Below are 16,944 nucleotides of genomic sequence, written 5' to 3' on the forward strand. Positions count from 1 at the left end.
ATTCAATCCCTGAACCGGGAGAAGTACAACTGTTAGAACTAACAGGTGGAGGGTCGCACTGTGCCAGAACAGTGTCTTTTTGAACCAATAGCAAGCCGGCCAAGCATTAAGCCCGGTTACATTGCTATTAGTTGTACAGAAGTGCGCGGAGTTAAAAAGAAACCAACTAACAAAGGAGGGCGGATGACCTGAGCGTCATCCGCATGGCCCGGCTGTTAGTGTGGCATCGACCAGGATTGCAGGTTGTAACCTTCTTCACTGAGTTCGGCGCGAGCCTGCTGTAGCAGTTGCTCGAGTTGCGCCGGATCGGAGTAGGCGCTGCTTGGGATCTGTTTGCGACCGATGTGCGAATTGGTCCGGTCGATCACGGTCAGGCTCAGTTCGCCATTGCCGTCTTGTGGCGCCCAGGCCACGCACTGGAAAGGTTTGAACGCGTGGTTGGCAATCAAAAGAGCTTCGTTGATACGGAGCGGGGCGGTCATGGGTTTTTCTCTCTGTCGTGCCCAATCAAGTGATGTGCCGTCGGTTGGGCGTACCGTGCGGCTGGTACTTGTACTGATGCACCGAACCGGCTGGCAGGTCACACATTAAACAAAGAAATTTCAACTTTCTTTCCTGGCATTGCTTTTCGCACGGTCCTTGAAAGCTTCCTGAAAGGTTTAAGGCGGCTAGTTAGTCGATAGCTAACTAACAACTTGGCTTCTTATAACGTGTTTGCTTGCACACCTATAAGCAATCGATACAAGGCCCTGTCAAAATCTTGCTAGTGTTACAGTCGGGTCTGCCAAATGACTGTTTTTACAATCATTTCTAATAATTTGGCGCCAAGGAACAGTCATGAGCGAAGCGCCAGCGTTAAGACGTTTATTGGTGGTCGATCCGTGCGACGACTGCCACCGCTTATTGCCCGGATTACGCGCCGTAGGTTGGGATGTTGACAGTTGCACTCTGGAAAATGCCGCCGACCGCAGTTGCGATGTCGGCTTGTTGCGTTTACAGCCGTTTCATCTCGAACACCCCGAGGCGGTCAAGGAGCTGATCAGTCGTAGCGGCACTGAATGGATCGCCGTGCTCAATCAGGAAGTCCTGCGCTTACAAAACGTCGGTGACTTCGTCTGCGAATGGTTTTTCGATTTCCACACCTTGCCGTTTGACGTGTCGCGGGTGCAGGTCACCCTTGGCCGGGCATTCGGCATGGCGCGTCTGCGCGGGCAGGGCACGATTCACGTGGATCAGCCCGAACATGAGCTGCTCGGCGACAGCAAGCCGATCCGCGAATTGCGCAAACTGCTGAGCAAACTGGCGCCCACCGAATCGCCAGTGCTGATCCGTGGCGAAAGCGGCACCGGCAAAGAACTGGTCGCGCGCACGCTGCATCGGCAATCCCAGCGTCACAGCAAACCGTTTGTGGCGATCAATTGCGGGGCAATTCCCGAACATTTGATTCAGTCCGAGCTGTTCGGCCACGAGAAGGGCGCGTTTACCGGCGCGCATCAGCGCAAGGTCGGACGCATTGAAGCGGCCAATGGCGGCACGCTGTTTCTCGATGAAATCGGTGATCTGCCGCTGGAACTGCAGGCCAACCTCCTGCGCTTCCTGCAGGAAAAACACATCGAACGCGTCGGCGGCAGCCAGCCGATCCCGGTGGATGTGCGTGTGCTGGCGGCGACGCACGTCGATCTTGAGGCGGCCATCGAGAAGAAGCTTTTCCGTGAGGATCTGTATTACCGGCTCAATGTGCTGCAAGTGGTCACCGCGCCGTTGCGTGAACGCCATGGTGATCTGTCGATGCTGGCCAACCACTTTTCCCACTTCTACAGCCACGAAACCGGCCGCCGTCCACGCAGTTTCAGTGAAGACGCGCTGATTGCCATGGGCAAACATGACTGGCCGGGCAATGTCCGTGAACTGGCCAACCGTGTGCGCCGTGGGCTGGTGTTGGCTGAAGGCCGGCAGATCGAGGCCCGAGATCTGGGGTTGATCAGCCAGCACTCGATCGCCACCCCGATGGGCACGCTGGAAGACTACAAGACCCGCGCCGAGCGCCAGGCGTTGTGCGATGTGTTGAACCGGCACAGCGATAATCTCAGCGTGGCGGCAAAAGTACTGGGTGTGTCACGGCCGACGTTCTACCGTTTGCTGCACAAGCATCAAATCCGTTAGATCGCTGAAGATCAAAAGATCGCAGCCTGCGGCAGCTCCTACATTGGGTTGTGTAATCCCTGTAGGAGCTGCCGCAGGCTGCGATCTTTTGCTTTTGCCTAGAAGTAGTACGGGAATTTCAGGCTGAAGGAAAAGTCCGGGGCATCATCCGTCATGCCGATGGACAGGTTGGGCACGATGGTCAGGTTGTCGGTGGCCGCAATGGTCATACCGACGTTGAAGTAACCGGCGTTGGCGTCACTCGACACCACCGATTCCCAATCCCCGCCATCCTGTTTCAGCTTGCTCTTGCGTTGCACCAAGTCAGACACCGAAAACGACATACTCATCTTCTCGTTCAATGCGAACGCGATACCGGCACCAATCTGGAAACTGTCGCCAATGCGCACTTTGCCCGGGTTTTTCTGGTTGACGGTGGAACTGATATCGTCGAACGACTCCTCCAGGTTGTGGGTGTAGGACAAACTGCCGAACAGCACGGCCGGGTCAAACGTCTTGACCAGCGAGATACCCGGGGTGATCGACCAGACGCCGTTGCCGGTAGGCAGGGTGTCAGGCACGAACAGGTTGGAGTTGGCGTTGGTCTGGCGCAGCTTGATGCCGAACGGATCCTTGCCGGTTGGCGCCTTGACCCGCAGTGTGACCACCGCGTCCGGCGTATTGACCGACTCGTCGAGGAACTTGTAAGCGATGCCGAAGTTGACGTCGCCAATGGTTGGATCCTTGGTAACGGTTTCTTCGGTGGTGACCCCCGCCGCGCCCTCATTGCCGCCGCCCGACTGATAAGTCGATTCGCGATACACCACGGGCACGTTCAGGTCGAACTGCCAGCGATTATCGAAGTTGTAGCGGCCCGTCAGGTCGAGGGTCCAGGTGTCGGCCTTGATCCGGTCGAGATTGATGTTGCCGAGGAATATCGAATCCAGCGCGAGGAAACCGTTGAGAATCAACTGGCGCGTGTCATAGCGCGAATAGGTGATGCCGGTTTCGACGCTGAACTTGCCGCCGCCGAAGAAGCCACTGGCCTCGTCGTACAGATTGGAAACGCTCTGCGCCGGTTGTGAATCGTCAGCCAGCGATTGCCCATACGAAGCGCCACTGCCCCCGGCGGCGCCTCCTGATGCAGCAGCCGCACCGGTGCCGGTGGCGACGCGATTGCCTTTCATGTCCGATGGCGATTTGGCCAGCCGTTTTGGTGGTGGGGCGGCGGGTTGCTCTTCAACCTGGCGGACTCGTTGTTCAAGTACCGCCAGGGCTTTTTGTTGTACTTCGTATCTTTGCTTCAGCTCCAGAAGCTCTTGTTTCAGGGTTTCTACATCGGCGTCCGGTGCCGCTTGCAGCATCGCTGCAGGTAGAAGAGTGCTCAAACAAATAGCGGCACGCAGTGATACTGATCGATACATGAATAAGCCGTCCCTTTAAGCCCAATGATCGAGACTCAGCGTAGTTCAATATCCAATGGTGCGTAGTGCCCTGAGTTGACTCAGGTTGCAATCCAGTGCACCGGCACTCATGCCGTTATTGTTCAGGACGACGTTGAGTTGCGTCATGTTATTGACCACGTTGGCACTGCCGAGCAACCGGGTGTTCTGTAGCAAGCCACCCTGGGCGACTTGTTGCAGGGCTGTGCCCTGATTGCCGGCGGCCTGAATGGCCATCTGTACGCCGCCACCGTTGGCCGAAACGGCCACGCTGCCCGCGGCATTGCTGCCGCCGATGGTTTGCCCGGCCATCAATGCCTGGCCCTGCGCGGGCACCAGTGCGGGCGCCTGACTGGCTTCCGATACGTTGATGGCGACGTTGTTGTAGGCGGTATTGCTGTCGCCAGCGGCACGCACGCTTTGCGTTACGCCCTGGCTGCTGTTGAGGCCGGCGCCACCGGTGATCGTGCCGGTACCGGTTGAGAGGGGGTTGCCGTTGCCGTGTTCCTTGATGGTTTGCACGTAGAATTCGGGTTTTATCGTAGCTGCCTGAAGTTGCATCGAGGTGGCAGCCCCGATCAGATCGCCACTGGCGTTGCGCCAGGTGCTGCTCATGACAATGCCGAAGCTGATGATCCGCCCCGGCATGACGTAACGACCACGTAGTTCGGACAACTCTTTGTCCTGTATCTCGATAGGTTTGAATCCTGCATTGGCATAGCCTGACGCACTCGCTGCCAGGCAGGCGGCGGCCAGCCAGTATGAGGTTTTCATTTGCTGCTCCCGGGACATCCAGCCCCATTCTTTATAATCGGCGATTAAAAGAAGTCGCTCTGTATGAACCCGAAGTCCATCAATTCAGCATCTTTGACAGGGTTGAAACTATCCAGCTGGTTTTTGGCCGTCAGCGGTACAGGAGGACTGCGCAAGGCGTTGGCCTTGTCATATCCGGGACCGACGATGGCGAAAACGATGCCGTTCCAACCTTTGACAAAATCATCATGTTTGTAGCGTTTATGGCCGAGCACCGGGTCTCCGATGTAAACCCAATCCTTGTCCGAACGCTGTAACACGACGAAATGCTTGTAGCCGCGAATTTCCATCAGTACCACCACCGGGATCGTGACTGCTTCAAGCTTTTCCGGTGGAATCTTGTAACCCCTGGCGCGCATGCCGATGCTTTCTATATAGCGCTTCATGTCCAGCATGGAGAAACCTTGAGTACGTACAAGGTCCTGGTCAGCGTTGACCAGCATGCCTTTGATGATGTGCTCCTCATCGACGTCGAGCCAATAGGCCTGGCGTAACACCGTGGCCAGTGCAGCAGCGCCGCAGCTGAAATCGGTTTTCTGTTCGACGATGTCGGCAAACTTGCGCTCACGAATGCTTTGCACGTTCTTGTAGACGAGCGTGCCACCCGGCAGGGCGGCCACGGGCATCTGACCGGCCTGAGTCAGGCCACAGACACAAAGCAGAGCGAAGAGGGCAGCTTTACGCATGATCGATACGCCTTTGCGGACTGAGGAAAAGCCCCGTTTCCGGGGCTTTCGTTTCGATCGCGATTACATGCAGGCTTTGCAACCTGCAGCGATGGACAGCGAGTTGCTTTGTTGGTTGCCCACACCCGCCGAGACGTTGGCTCCGCCGTTGCCGGAGAAGTTGTTCATCGAGTTGGTCATGTTGGCATTGTTCACAACAGGTGCTTTCCAGCCATCTTTGGTCAGCACTTGCTGAGTGGTGACGCCAGCGAGGCCAAAGGTACCCACGGCTTCGAACTTGGCTTTCTGATCGTCGTTGCCGCCGTGGCCGCCACCACGATTGCCCCAACCGCCGTGATCATTATCGTCTTCGATGGTTGCGGTGCCTTTGGCTTTAAACACGCCAGCGGCAGCGTAGGTGCCGGTGAGGGTGTCGGTTTTGTAGGTCTGCACGCCTTTGTTGTCGACAACCAGGCCAGTCGAGGACTGGTTGGCAGAAGCAGCAGCCTGAGCTACGCGGCCACCGGATACGGCGATCGCCAGGTTGTTTTTCTGCTGGTTGAAGTTGCCGGCGGTGACGTTGATGCCGATGTTGCCGGAACCATTGTTGCCTGCATTGTTGAGCGTAGCGTTGTTGAAGGTGGACGAGTTTTTCACATAGTTGTTGTTGTTGACTTGAGTTGCACTCGAGGCAGCAACAGCGGTGCCGAAGATGAAGCTTTCGTCGGCGGTAGCCAGGGCGGCGGCGTTGTCTTGTTGGTTGCCGTCACCGGCTGCAACGTTGGCGCCCATGTTGCCGTTGGAACCATTGAGCGAGTCGCTGGCGTTGGCGTTGTTGACGGTGCCTTGGTTTTTCACCACGTTGCCGTCGCTGTCTTGCACGTCAAGCACAGCGGCGCCGGCGCCTGCGGTGATTTGCAGCAGTTGTTCCAGGGTCGGGCCTTTAGGCTGGTTATTACCATGCCCGTTGCCGTGTCCATTGCCATGCCCATTACCATGATCGTCATCACGACCGCCTGCCTGTGCTGCGATTGCCATCACTGCTGCAAGTGCGAAAACCAGTGGTTTGAGAGCCATTGTAGGTTTCATGGTGTTTCTCCATCGTGCTTATTAGTTGGTTAAGTGTTGGTACTTTTCTAATTGCACTGCTTTTGTTGTTTGGGTCAGTCAGCGACCCGGATGCTCAGGGTGTTAGCCATTCGGTTCCCCACCCCGGCACTCTGGTTCACCTGGATTACCCCGCGGCTGCCGGTGAAGGCCTGATCACTTGTCGTGACCTGGCGACTGCCGGAAGAGGTACCAGTTGCTCCTGAGCTCGGTAAAAGCGCCACGTTCTGTTGCGAAAGGGCACTGTCGTCAACGCTCTGCGGGGCAGCACTGATGCTGACGCGCGTCACGTTGGCCATCTGGTTGTTGGCCCCGGCGCCCTGGTTCACACCCAGGATCCCGTTGCCATTGCTGAAAGAGTTGCCGCCAATGTTGGCGCTGGCATTCATCGAGCGATCGGCTGGTGTGTCGATCCTCTGGATAACGCTGGTGGTGGCATGCGATTCGGTGCCGATGGCGATTGCCTTGGTGTTGGCTTGTTGCATCTGGTCACCGGCGGCCTGGTTGACGTTGAAGTTGCCGCGATACTGAGCCCCGGAATCCTGAAGGTTGGCGTTGTTCACTGACGCGGGGTCGTCAGCCATGGCAGTGGTGCAGCCAAGCAAGGCAAGCAAAAGGAATGAACGATTCATCTCATTGGCCTCCGGCCATACGGGTCAGAGGGGCAAGACCGGTGCTCATGGCCCGGTTGACCGTATTGGAGATCGATGTGCCAGAGCCGCCACCGTGGCCGGCACTCATGCCTGGCATACCGTTGGGATTGGTCAGCGTGTTCATGCCGGGCAGGTTCGAGTTCGGTGTGGTCATGTTGCCGCGAATCGAAGAACCACTGGCGACACTGGCAAAGTCACCGTCACTGAGTTCGGTGTTGCTCAGGGTCTGATTGATGCGAGCCGACGGGTTGGCATTGACGGTGGTCGGGTAGGGGTCTTTGCCACCATTGCGACCGATAGGAATAGGTTGAACGTCACGGTTGAGGACAATCACACCGTTGCCTTCCGCTTGCACGTTGAAGCTGATCAACGTACTGGCTGCTGATCCGATCAGCAGAAGGCTGGTCAAACCTTTTTTGATATTCCCCACGGCTGCAATTCCTTCTTCAGTGGGCTGGCCCTAGTCAGCGTTGTGAAGGAGAGAGCGAATGCTGTGCCGCTTTTTAAATGTTGTTTATTTTCAATGGTTTGCGAAATAAACGCAGAGGGCTGATACACAATCTGTTTCATGCTTGAAACAGGCACGGTCGCGCTGACCGGTCTATTGGCTGAACAAAGCTCTGGAACAGGGGGTTACGCCATGGTGTTTCAGTTGCTTTACAACTGCCATGACAAATCCGTGAATCGTGCTGAAACGGGCGCTTTGCACTCGGACGAGTGTTTCAGGAATGGACACTTTGCCCCCAAAACAGGGGGGAACACCGGGGAATCTGCCCCCGGTGAACGGGTCACTCGGCCAGCAGTTGCTCGACGGCAGCAAATGCGCGCAACTGGCGTTCGGCCCAATTGCCCCGGATAACCTGAAAACGCTGACGGTGGTTTTCCAGCCAGTTTTGCGTGGCCTGGTAAAACGCCAGTCTCTCGTGCAGGTCCGGTTGGCAGCGCTGACCGTCGTCGGTCCAGTCGATCTGTTCCGGGGACAAAAGAAGGTGCAGGTCGTAATGCCGCGCCAGCAACTCGGATTCCAGCCAGTGCGGACAATCGCCGAACAGTGTCTGGCTCCACAGGATATTGCTCAGCAAATGGGTGTCGAGAATCAGCAGCGCCGGCTGCTGCTGTCGCGCCTGATCTTCCCATTGCAGTTGGCCCCGGGCTATTTCAGGGATATCGGCCAGACAGGTATCGCGGGGATTGAGCTCGATAAACCGACGTACATATTCATCCACGCGCACCCCGCCAAAGCGTTGTTGCAGGCCCGCCGCCAGCCAGCTCTTGCCGGTGGATTCGGGGCCGGTCAGGACCACCACCTTCATGTGCGCAGCGCCGGGTCAGCGCGCCATTCGCGAAAGCCCTGAATCGCCAGCAGGGTAAACAGACCGTACAGCGCAGCAGTGAGGTACAGCCCCTTATAGATGAACAGCCCAACAAAAATCACATCGAGCACGAACCACAGCGCCCAGCATTGCAGGCGTTTCTGCGCCATCCACAGCTGCGCAACCAGGCTGAAACCGGTGAGAGCCGCATCCAGCCACGGTTGCGCGGCGTCGGTCCAGTGGGCCATGGCCGCGCCCAGCAGCAGACTGCCGACCGCCCCAACGCCGAGGCCGATCAGGATAGAGCGTTGATCGAGGCGCGTGACTTCGCGGCCATCGTGCATCGTCCCGGCGCGGGTCCATTGCCACCAGCCATAGACTTGCAGCGCGGCGTAGATCACTTGCAACAACATGTCCGAATACAGCTTCACTTCAAAGAAGATCCAGCTATAGAGCAACACCATGACCAGACCGATCGGCCAGCACCACGGATTCTGTTTGACCGTCAGCCATACGGCGATTACCCCGAGGGCGGCGGCAAACAGTTCGAGCCCGGACATGGAGGTTCCTTGGGGGAGAGAAAGAAGGGGCGGATTGTACTGCATTGGGCCAAACCCCTCACCCTAACCCTCTCCCGGAGGAAGAGGGGACTGACCGAGTTGGATGTTCGAGATACGCCGACCTGATCTTTCTGCGTTGATTCCATAATCGACTCGATTGTTCAGGTCCGTGTTGGACGCCAGACACCTCGGTCGGCCCCCTCTCCTCGGGGAGAGGGCTGGGGCGGGTTCACCAGGGTTACACGGGTCAGACGCGGAACTGGCGCAGGAGGGCGTTGAGTTGCTCGCTCAATTGGCCAAGTTTCAGGCTGGCCGCACTCGACTGTTCGGCCGCAATGGCCGTGCTGTGCGAGAGGCCGGCGGCCTGGGTGACGTTCTGATTGATGTCTTCGACCACATGCGCCTGTTGTAGCGTTGCGCTGGCAATCGACGCATTCAGCCCATTGAGATTACGCAGCGCCTGCCCAATCGCATTCAGACTCGCTCCGGCCAACCCCGCCTGTTCGATGGTCAACTGCGACGCCTTGCTGCTGTCGCTGATCACTTTTACGGCAGCTTCGGAATGGTTCTGCAGGCGCTCGATCATCGACTGGATTTCCGCCGTCGACTTCTGCGTCCGCTGTGCCAACAGGCGCACTTCATCCGCCACCACGGCAAACCCGCGACCTTGCTCACCGGCCCGCGCCGCTTCGATGGCAGCATTGAGGGCGAGCAGGTTGGTCTGTTCGGCAATCGAGCGAATCACTTCCAGTACGCTGCCGATCTGCGTGCTTTCGGCGGCGAGGGTGCGGATCACTTCAACCGCTTGATCAATCGTGCCGGACAGCTTGTCGATCTGCTGCAAGCTGCCGTCGATGTTGATCTGGCCCTGTTGCGCCTGCGCCTCGGCATCGCGCATTTCCGCGGCGGCGTGTTCGGCGTTTTTCGCCACGTCTTGGACGCCATAGGTCACTTCGTTGATCGCGGTGGCCACCAGTTCCATCTGCTGCGATTGCTGCTGGCTGCGTTGCTGCGCTTGCGCGGCGTCGTTGCCCAGTTCGCTGGAGGATTGGCCCAGCGCACTGGCCGACACTTGCAAGTCACCGATCACTCGACGCAGCTTGGCGGTAAAGGCGTTGAAGTGATGCGCCAGTTCAGTGACTTCATCCTTGCCGTGGGTATCGAGGCTGCGGGTCAGGTCGCTTTCGCCACTGGCGATGTTGGCCATGGCGTTCACGGTTTCCTGCAGCGGACGGACAATGCTGCGCGCGATGAGGATCACCAGCAGCGCCATGATCACGGCGATGGCCAAGCCGATGACCGTAGCCTTGATCACTTGAGCCCGGAATTCTGCCTGCACGTCGTCAACGTATACGCCGGAGCCGAGCACCCAGCCCCACGGCTCGAACAGTTTGACGTAGGAGGTCTTGGCCACTGGCTCACTGGCGCCAGGTTTCGGCCAGCGATAATCGACCATGCCGGCGCCCTTGGACTTGGCGATGGCGACCATTTCGTTGAACACCGCAAAGCCGTCCGGGTCGCGGATCGCCGAGAGGTTCTGGCCTTCCAGTTTCGGGTTGGTCGGGTGCATGACCATCACGGGCGTGAGGTCGTTGATCCAGAAATAATCGCTCTGGTCGTAGCGCAGGCCACGAATCGCCGTCAGGGCCTGTTTTTGCGCCGCTTCTTTGGTCAGAGTGCCAGCGGTTTCGAGGTCGTGGTAATAGGTCAGCAGGCCGCTGGCGGTCTGCACCACGTGTTGGGTTTTCTGGGCCTTGGCGTGGTAGAGATCGTCATGGATCTGCTTGAGCATCAACACGCCCAAGGTCAGCAACATGACCACCGCCACAATCAAGATGAGCCACAAGCGTCGGCTGATCGACACACTGCGCAAGCTGTTCATAACGCTGTCACTCCGGATTCTTTTTCTTGTAATAAACGACCGCCAGCATCCAACCACGATTCAGTGAGCGGGCATACGCGACCCAAGTCGTATAACGCGGCAGCGCTATTAAGGCTTGTCTGTTAGGATTTCGGCCCCGCGCGTGAAAACCTGAATCCAAATTGATATTTCACGGAATTTTGACCGTTTCGTGTGGATCCTGTGCGTGCGGAATCGGTACAGCCATTTGCAGCTACGCTGATCGCAGTGAACGCTAGAAAAATACTATCGGAGCATGCCCGCGCGCATCGCTCTTTGGGGGATTGATGGATCTTTGGACGGCCTTGCAGGCACTGATACTAGGAGTTGTAGAAGGGCTGACGGAGTTTTTGCCCATTTCCAGTACCGGACACCAGATCATTGTTGCCGACTTGCTCGAGTTCGGCGGCGAACGGGCCATGGCGTTCAACATCATCATCCAGCTCGGCGCGATCCTCGCGGTGGTCTGGGAGTTTCGGCGCAAGATTCTCGACGTGGTCATCGGCTTGCCGACCCAGCCGAGCGCACGGCGTTTTACCGCCAACCTGCTGATCGCGTTTCTGCCCGCCGTGGTACTCGGCGTGATCTTTGCCGACCTGATCCACGAATACCTGTTCAACCCGATTACCGTCGCGGCCGCGTTGGTGGTGGGCGGCATCATCATGTTGTGGGCGGAAAAGCGTCAGCATGAAGTGCACGCCGAAACGGTCGACGAGATCACCTGGAAAGATGCCCTCAAAGTCGGTTTCGCCCAGTGCCTGGCGATGATTCCCGGCACTTCGCGTTCCGGCTCGACGATCATAGGCGGGTTGCTGTTCGGCCTGTCGCGCAAGACCGCCACCGAGTTTTCCTTCTTCCTTGCGATGCCGACCATGGTCGGTGCGGCGGTCTACTCGGGCTACAAGTACCGCGACCTGTTTGTGCCTGCGGACTTCCCGGTGTTCGCCATCGGTTTTGTTACCGCGTTCATCTTCGCCATGATCGCCGTGCGCGGCTTGCTCAAGTTCATCGCCAGCCACAGCTATGCGGCGTTTGCCTGGTACCGGATTGTGTTCGGTCTGCTGATTCTGGCGACCTGGCAGTTTGGCTGGGTTGACTGGGCGGCGGCCAGGCCATGAGTGATTCCCGTGCACGCCGGCCCGAGGGGCGTCCTTCGGGCGGCAACAATATTCAGCATCTGAAGCTGAAACTGGTCGTTCTGCTGATCGTCTGCGCGTTGCCGTTGTTCGGCTCGGTGTCGATGTGGTTGCGCGGGATCTCTTTGGTGCCGCTGACGGCTTACGGCGTGGTCAGTGTGTTGGCGTTCTTCATGTACTGGGCGGACAAACGCAAGGCGCGCACCGATGTCTGGCGCACACCGGAAAACATCCTGCATGCCGTGGAACTGGCGGGCGGCTGGCCGGGTGCGTTGATCGCCCAGCAGGTGTTCCGGCACAAGACGCGCAAGGTGTCGTTCCAGATTCTGTTCTGGGTGATTGTGCTGCTGCATCAGGTGTTCTGGATCGACCAGTTGTTTCTTGGCTCGAACCTGCTAACCCTGTTTTGAACACACCGCAATTCCCTATGTAGGAGCTGCCGAAGGCTGCGATCTTTTGATCTTGCTTTTAAAAGATCAAAGTCAAAAGATCGCAGCCTTCGGCAGCTCCTACACAGGGGGATTGGGGTTACAGCAATAAACCGATTTGGGTCTTTTTCGGCAACTTGCTCACCACCAGTTGATGCGAGCGCTGCAGCAACCCTTGCAATTCCTCAGCCCCCAACGGGTAGGGCGGGTGCATGATGATCCACTGCGCCCGCGCCAGATACGGCGCCGGATGAATGCCGGGGCGGTCGCAATGACCGAGAAACAGATCCTTGTCGACCTTGAACGCCAGCGAGTCCCCGCGCAGCCCCTGCAAGGCAAACATCTTGTTGCCGGCAATCGAAAACACCCGCACGCCGCCCCACTTGTAATCTTCCCGAGCGCCCGGCAATGCCAGGCAGAACGCTGCCACGTCGGCTTCGCTCATCTTTCCCTTGCTCATAACAACCGCTCCCCACAGGCATTGAACGATTCGACCAGATGATCGATCCATGCGCGCACCGCTGGCATCACTCCGCGCCGATGCGGATACACCGCTTGCAGCCAGCCACCCGGCAGTGACCACTCTGGCAACATCTGCACCAGGGTGCCGCTTTCCAGCTCCGCTTCGCAATACATCATCGGCAACAGGGTAAACCCCTGACCGGCGAGGACGCAGGCCTTGCGCACGACAAAATCGTCGATGCCCAGGCGAGCCTCCATGTTCAGTTCGAAACTGTGGCCCTGCTGATCGAGCAGGCGCACATGCACCATACGATCCGCCTCCAGCGCGCCCAATACGGGCAGATGCTTCAGGTCTTGCGGATGGTTGATCGTTTTGCCTTGCAAAAACGCCGGACTGGCCACCACGACCATTTGCGCCTGACGCAAACGCCGGGTCACCAACAGCGGATCCTCGTCACCGTGTTCACGCACGCGCAGCGCGACGTCAAAACCTTCGCCGACCAGATCGACCCGGCGATTGAGCAACACCACTTCCAGTTGCACCTGAGGGAATTTGCCGAGGAAGTCGCTAATGACCCACGGCAACATTTCCCGGGCCAGACCGGTGGGGCAGGACACGCGCAGCCGACCGCGCGGCTCGCTCGACATGCTCGCCACCGCCTCATCGGCCATTTCCGCTTCCAGCAACATTGCCTGACAGTGACGCAAGTAACGTTCGCCAACCGCTGTGAGATTGAGTTGTCGGGTGGTGCGCTGCAGCAAGCGTGCGCCGAGGCGTTCTTCCAGTTCGGCAATGCGCCGTGACAAGCGGGACTTGGGAATCCCGAGCAATCGCCCGGCCGCCGCAAAACCGCCGGCCTCGACGACTTTGGCGAAATAGTAGAGATCGTTGAGGTCTTGCATCAGGGATATCCGACTGTTCTATCAGTGGGACAAACTATCGCATTTCAGGCGGCTAATCATCCATTGGTTTCTTGCGTAGGATTGTCTCCATTCCGTCGCCACCGGCGATTCCTTCCAGGAGATTCCACATGAAACTGCTGCATATCGATTCGAGCATTCTGGGCGACAACTCGGCTTCCCGTCAGTTGAGCGGCGAAGTCGTCAAAGCCTGGCAAGCCGCCGAGCCAAGCGCCGTGGTGACCTACCGCGACCTGGCCGCTGACGCCATCAGCCACTTCTCGTCGACCACCCTGGTGGCTGCCGGCACCACTGCTGAACTGCGTAACGCCGCACAACAGCACGAAGCCGAACTGAGCGCTTCGACCCTGGCCGAGTTCATCGCTGCCGATGCCGTGGTGATCGCCGCTCCGATGTACAACTTCACTGTTCCAACCCAGCTCAAGGCGTGGATCGATCGCGTGGCTGTTGCCGGTCAAACCTTCCGTTACACCGAAGCCGGCCCTGAAGGCCTGTGCGGCGGCAAGAAAGTGGTGATCGTTTCCACTTCCGGCGGCATTCATGCCGGTCAGGCCAGCGGCATCGCTCACGAAGAATACCTGAAGCTGGTACTGGGCTTCCTCGGCATCACCGACATCGAAATCGTCCGTGCCGAAGGCCTGGCGTATGGCGATGAAGTGCGCAACAACGCCATGACCGCTGCACAAGCGAAGATCAGCGAGCAACTGTTCGCCGCCGCGTAAGGCTTGCGTAAAGAACAGCTGATGTTCAGGTAATACCCAAAAAACTCTGTATTCTGGTTCCGCAAGGGCGAATACGGAGTTTTTTGTTTCTGGCTGTTACATAATCTGGCCCGGGTTATGCAGTCAGACAATCAGCGTCTGAGTGCATTGTCGTATCGGAACACCGCATCCCCGGGGTTCAGGCCCGCAACGTAACGGACCTTTCGATTGAGTAACAACAGGGTGGGGCATCCCATGATGCGTCTTTGTGCAACGTTACTGATTTGCCTGCTTGGCAGCCTTGACACAGTGCATGCCGCGCCTGGGCGACACCCGGTCTGGAGCGTCGGTTATCACGAGATGACCTTCCTCGATCCGCTGGACTTGCAACCGATGCGCGCCATCGCCTTCTATCCTTCCAGCGATCGCGAGCACATGAGCCTGCTCGAGGGTTATTCGGTCGAGGCCGGCGAAGACACCAAAGTCGCCATCGGCCGCTTTCCGATGCTGATGTTGTCCCACGGCAACACCGGCACGCCGCTCGCGCTGCACGACCTGGCGACATCGCTGGCGCGCAAAGGCTTTGTCGTGGTGGCGGTGATTCACCCCGGCGACAACTCCAAAGACCACAGCCGACTCGGCACCCTGAGCAACCTCTACGGGCGGCCGATCCAGATTTCCGAAGCCATCACCGCGACCCTGGGCGACCGCATGCTTGCGCCCTACGTCAACGCCGATCAGGTCGGGGTGATCGGTTATTCCGCGGGCGGCGAGACCGCGTTGATCCTGTCCGGGGCGCAACCGGATCTGGATCGCCTGCGTCGGTATTGCCAGGAGCGCCCGGACGATCGTGATGCCTGTAACACCCAAGGTGAGTTGATCGTTGATCGGGATGATCTGCAACCGGTGGCCGATCCGCGCGTGCATGCCTTGCTGTTGATGGCGCCGTTGAGTCTGAAGTTTGGCCGTCACACCCTGGCCGATGTGCATGTGCCGGTGCTGCTCTATAGCGGCGATGGCGACAAACTGGTGGCTTTCGACAAGAACGCCGCAGCGCTGGCGCGCAAACTGCCGACGGCGCCGGATTTCAAATTACTGGCCGGGGCAGGGCACTTCGTCTTTATGGCGCCGTGTAATGAAGAGCAGATTCGCGCGATGCCGGCGCTGTGCACCGATGCCGATGGTGTGGATCGTGAGGATATCCATCGCAACCTGATCTCGGAGGCTGGACGGTTCTTCTCGCACACCTTGGGTAAACCGACCCGGGCCGGCATGCAGACCGCGGATCAATGATCAAAAGATTAAAAGATCGCAGCCTTCGGCAGCTCCTACATGGGAATACCGTTCAACCTGTAGGAGCTGCCGAAGGCTGCGATCTTTTGACTTTGCTTTTCAGCTTGTTGCCCGGCGCTTTAGCAGCAAGGTCAGCCCCAAGCCGATCACTGACAACAGCGCCGCACTGAGGAATATCCACGCATATCCCAGATTCAACGCGACCGCACCCATCAACGGCCCGGCAATCGCCAGTGCCAGATCGAAGAACACCGCATAAGCGCCCAACCCGGAACCGCGGCTGGAACTGGGCACCTGCTTGATCGCCTCGACACCCAACGCCGGATACACCAGCGACAGGCCAAACCCCGCCAGTCCCGCGCCGATCAAGGCAAATGCGGTGGACGGTGCCAGCCACAACAGCACCAGCCCCACGGTTTCGATGGTCATGCAGGCGATGGCTGACCTGAAACCGCCGAAACGACTGATCGCCGAGATAAACATCAGCCGCGACAGGATGAAGCACACGCCAAACACCGTCAGGCAATACGCCGCGCCGGTCCAGCCGCGGTTGAGATAATACAGCGTGATGAAAGTGGTCAGCGTGCCGTAGCCGATCGAGGCCAGGGTCAGGCTGGCGCCATAGGGGGCGATTCGCCCGAACACTGCCCAGAACGGCAGCCGTTCGCCACGGATCACCGGCACTGACGGTTTATTGCGGATCAGCAGCAGTGCGCCAGCCGCGAGCACGGCTAGCGCGATGCCCAGACTGGTGTAGCCGTAATCGGCGACCATCACCACACCCAACGGCGCACCAATGGCAATTGCTCCATAGGAGGCGATGCCGTTCCAGCCGATCGATTTTGCCGTGTGCTCGACGCCGACCTGGCCCATGCACCAACTGATCGTGCCGACGCCAATCAAGCCCTGCGCGATGCCGAGCAGCAAACGGCCGATGATCAGAATAATCAGGCTGGCCAGCGCAAAGTCCTGCAGCAGCGTGGACACCAGCGTCAGCAAACCGCTGAGGACAATCCCCCACAAGCCATAGATGATTGCCCGTTTGGTCCCGAGCGTGTCCGACATGCGCCCGGCCATCGGCCGGCTGAGCAGGGTGGCCAGGTACTGCGAGCCAATCACCAGCCCGGCGATGACCGCGCTGAACCCCAGTTGCTCATGCACATAACCGGGCAACACCGCGATCGGCAGACCGATGCAGAGGAACGCAATAAAGGTGTAGAACACGATGGAGACGATCTGCAGGGTGATCGCCATGGAGCGTTGCGGTGGCTGTTGCTGCGCAGACATGAGGACTCGTTCGCGGGCGGCGGTGGGAGAGCTCGCATCATGGCGTGAGCGCCATATAAAAGAAAGCAGGCTAACTATCTTTCCTGAGGATTGATGTCGCCGCTGATGGCCCCTTCGCCGC

At 58.5% G+C, this 16,944-nt stretch carries 18 protein-coding genes; 5 read left to right on the plus strand and 13 right to left on the minus strand.

Annotated elements, in window-relative coordinates; genetic code table 11:
• Window positions 1-215: 215 nt before the first annotated feature.
• Complete coding sequence (locus M9827_RS08470; RefSeq protein ID WP_250605048.1) at window positions 216-482, minus strand: hypothetical protein; 267 nt, start codon at window positions 480-482, stop codon at window positions 216-218.
• Between the two features lie 355 nt (window positions 483-837).
• Here M9827_RS08470 and M9827_RS08475 point away from each other — a divergent pair, with 355 nt between their 5' ends.
• The gene (locus M9827_RS08475) at window positions 838-2,163 is read left to right on the plus strand and encodes a sigma-54 dependent transcriptional regulator (protein ID WP_250605049.1); all 1,326 of its coding nucleotides are present in this window, start codon (window positions 838-840) and stop codon (window positions 2,161-2,163) included.
• 98 nt (window positions 2,164-2,261) lie between these two features.
• Here M9827_RS08475 and fapF read toward each other — a convergent pair whose 3' ends face one another.
• From fapF to M9827_RS08520, 9 genes are all read right to left on the minus strand, one after another.
• Window positions 2,262-3,566 (minus strand): fibril amyloid transporter FapF, encoded by a 1,305-nt coding sequence (gene fapF / locus M9827_RS08480; RefSeq protein ID WP_250605050.1) that lies wholly within the window; start codon window positions 3,564-3,566, stop codon window positions 2,262-2,264.
• 45 nt (window positions 3,567-3,611) lie between these two features.
• Window positions 3,612-4,358, minus strand: coding sequence for a fibril amyloid subunit FapE (gene fapE, locus M9827_RS08485; protein ID WP_250605051.1), 747 nt, complete (start codon window positions 4,356-4,358; stop codon window positions 3,612-3,614).
• Window positions 4,359-4,402: 44 nt separating this feature from the next.
• The gene (gene fapD / locus M9827_RS08490; RefSeq protein ID WP_250605052.1) at window positions 4,403-5,083 is read right to left on the minus strand and encodes a fibril amyloid maturation endopeptidase FapD; all 681 of its coding nucleotides are present in this window, start codon (window positions 5,081-5,083) and stop codon (window positions 4,403-4,405) included.
• A gap of 63 nt (window positions 5,084-5,146) precedes the next feature.
• The gene (fapC, locus tag M9827_RS08495) at window positions 5,147-6,151 is read right to left on the minus strand and encodes an amyloid-like fimbrin subunit FapC (protein WP_250605053.1); all 1,005 of its coding nucleotides are present in this window, start codon (window positions 6,149-6,151) and stop codon (window positions 5,147-5,149) included.
• A gap of 74 nt (window positions 6,152-6,225) precedes the next feature.
• Window positions 6,226-6,801, minus strand: coding sequence for a fibril amyloid subunit FapB (gene fapB / locus M9827_RS08500; RefSeq protein WP_250605054.1), 576 nt, complete (start codon window positions 6,799-6,801; stop codon window positions 6,226-6,228).
• Window position 6,802: 1 nt separating this feature from the next.
• Entirely contained in the window at window positions 6,803-7,252 is a 450-nt protein-coding gene (gene fapA / locus M9827_RS08505; protein ID WP_250605055.1) for a functional amyloid chaperone FapA, read from the minus strand.
• A 358-nt stretch (window positions 7,253-7,610) separates the two neighbouring features.
• The gene (locus M9827_RS08510; protein ID WP_250605056.1) at window positions 7,611-8,135 is read right to left on the minus strand and encodes an AAA family ATPase; all 525 of its coding nucleotides are present in this window, start codon (window positions 8,133-8,135) and stop codon (window positions 7,611-7,613) included.
• A complete protein-coding gene (gene pnuC, locus M9827_RS08515; RefSeq protein ID WP_123450024.1) occupies window positions 8,132-8,695 on the minus strand; it encodes a nicotinamide riboside transporter PnuC in 564 nt (187 codons plus the stop codon). Before pnuC ends, M9827_RS08510 begins: the two co-directional genes overlap by 4 nt.
• 247 nt (window positions 8,696-8,942) lie before the next feature.
• Window positions 8,943-10,577 (minus strand): methyl-accepting chemotaxis protein, encoded by a 1,635-nt coding sequence (locus M9827_RS08520; protein WP_250605057.1) that lies wholly within the window; start codon window positions 10,575-10,577, stop codon window positions 8,943-8,945.
• A 305-nt stretch (window positions 10,578-10,882) separates the two neighbouring features.
• Here M9827_RS08520 and M9827_RS08525 point away from each other — a divergent pair, with 305 nt between their 5' ends.
• Together M9827_RS08525 and M9827_RS08530 are read left to right on the plus strand one after the other, a co-directional pair.
• Window positions 10,883-11,713, plus strand: coding sequence for an undecaprenyl-diphosphate phosphatase (locus M9827_RS08525; RefSeq protein WP_250605058.1), 831 nt, complete (start codon window positions 10,883-10,885; stop codon window positions 11,711-11,713).
• A complete protein-coding gene (locus tag M9827_RS08530; RefSeq protein ID WP_250605059.1) occupies window positions 11,710-12,141 on the plus strand; it encodes a DUF1294 domain-containing protein in 432 nt (143 codons plus the stop codon). Before M9827_RS08525 ends, M9827_RS08530 begins: the two co-directional genes overlap by 4 nt.
• Before the next feature lie 118 nt (window positions 12,142-12,259).
• Here the strand turns inward: M9827_RS08530 and M9827_RS08535 are convergent, their stop codons facing one another.
• Together M9827_RS08535 and M9827_RS08540 are read right to left on the minus strand one after the other, a co-directional pair.
• Window positions 12,260-12,619: an MmcQ/YjbR family DNA-binding protein gene (locus tag M9827_RS08535; protein ID WP_095118795.1), complete on the minus strand. Its 360-nt coding sequence runs from the start codon at window positions 12,617-12,619 to the stop codon at window positions 12,260-12,262.
• Complete coding sequence (locus M9827_RS08540; protein WP_123450019.1) at window positions 12,616-13,524, minus strand: LysR substrate-binding domain-containing protein; 909 nt, start codon at window positions 13,522-13,524, stop codon at window positions 12,616-12,618. The genes M9827_RS08535 and M9827_RS08540 overlap by 4 nt, the downstream gene beginning before the upstream one ends.
• A gap of 128 nt (window positions 13,525-13,652) precedes the next feature.
• Here M9827_RS08540 and M9827_RS08545 point away from each other — a divergent pair, with 128 nt between their 5' ends.
• Window positions 13,653-14,264, plus strand: coding sequence for an FMN-dependent NADH-azoreductase (locus tag M9827_RS08545; RefSeq protein WP_250605060.1), 612 nt, complete (start codon window positions 13,653-13,655; stop codon window positions 14,262-14,264).
• A 234-nt stretch (window positions 14,265-14,498) separates the two neighbouring features.
• Window positions 14,499-15,536, plus strand: coding sequence for an alpha/beta hydrolase family protein (locus tag M9827_RS08550; protein ID WP_250605061.1), 1,038 nt, complete (start codon window positions 14,499-14,501; stop codon window positions 15,534-15,536).
• A 99-nt stretch (window positions 15,537-15,635) separates the two neighbouring features.
• Here M9827_RS08550 and M9827_RS08555 read toward each other — a convergent pair whose 3' ends face one another.
• On the minus strand, window positions 15,636-16,823 hold the full coding sequence (locus M9827_RS08555) for an MFS transporter (protein WP_250605062.1): 1,188 nt from the start codon (window positions 16,821-16,823) through the stop codon (window positions 15,636-15,638).
• Between the last annotated feature and the right edge of the window lie 121 nt (window positions 16,824-16,944).

The organism is Pseudomonas sp. AKS31, assembly GCF_023634765.1.
Taxonomy (GTDB): Bacteria; Pseudomonadota; Gammaproteobacteria; order Pseudomonadales; family Pseudomonadaceae; genus Aquipseudomonas.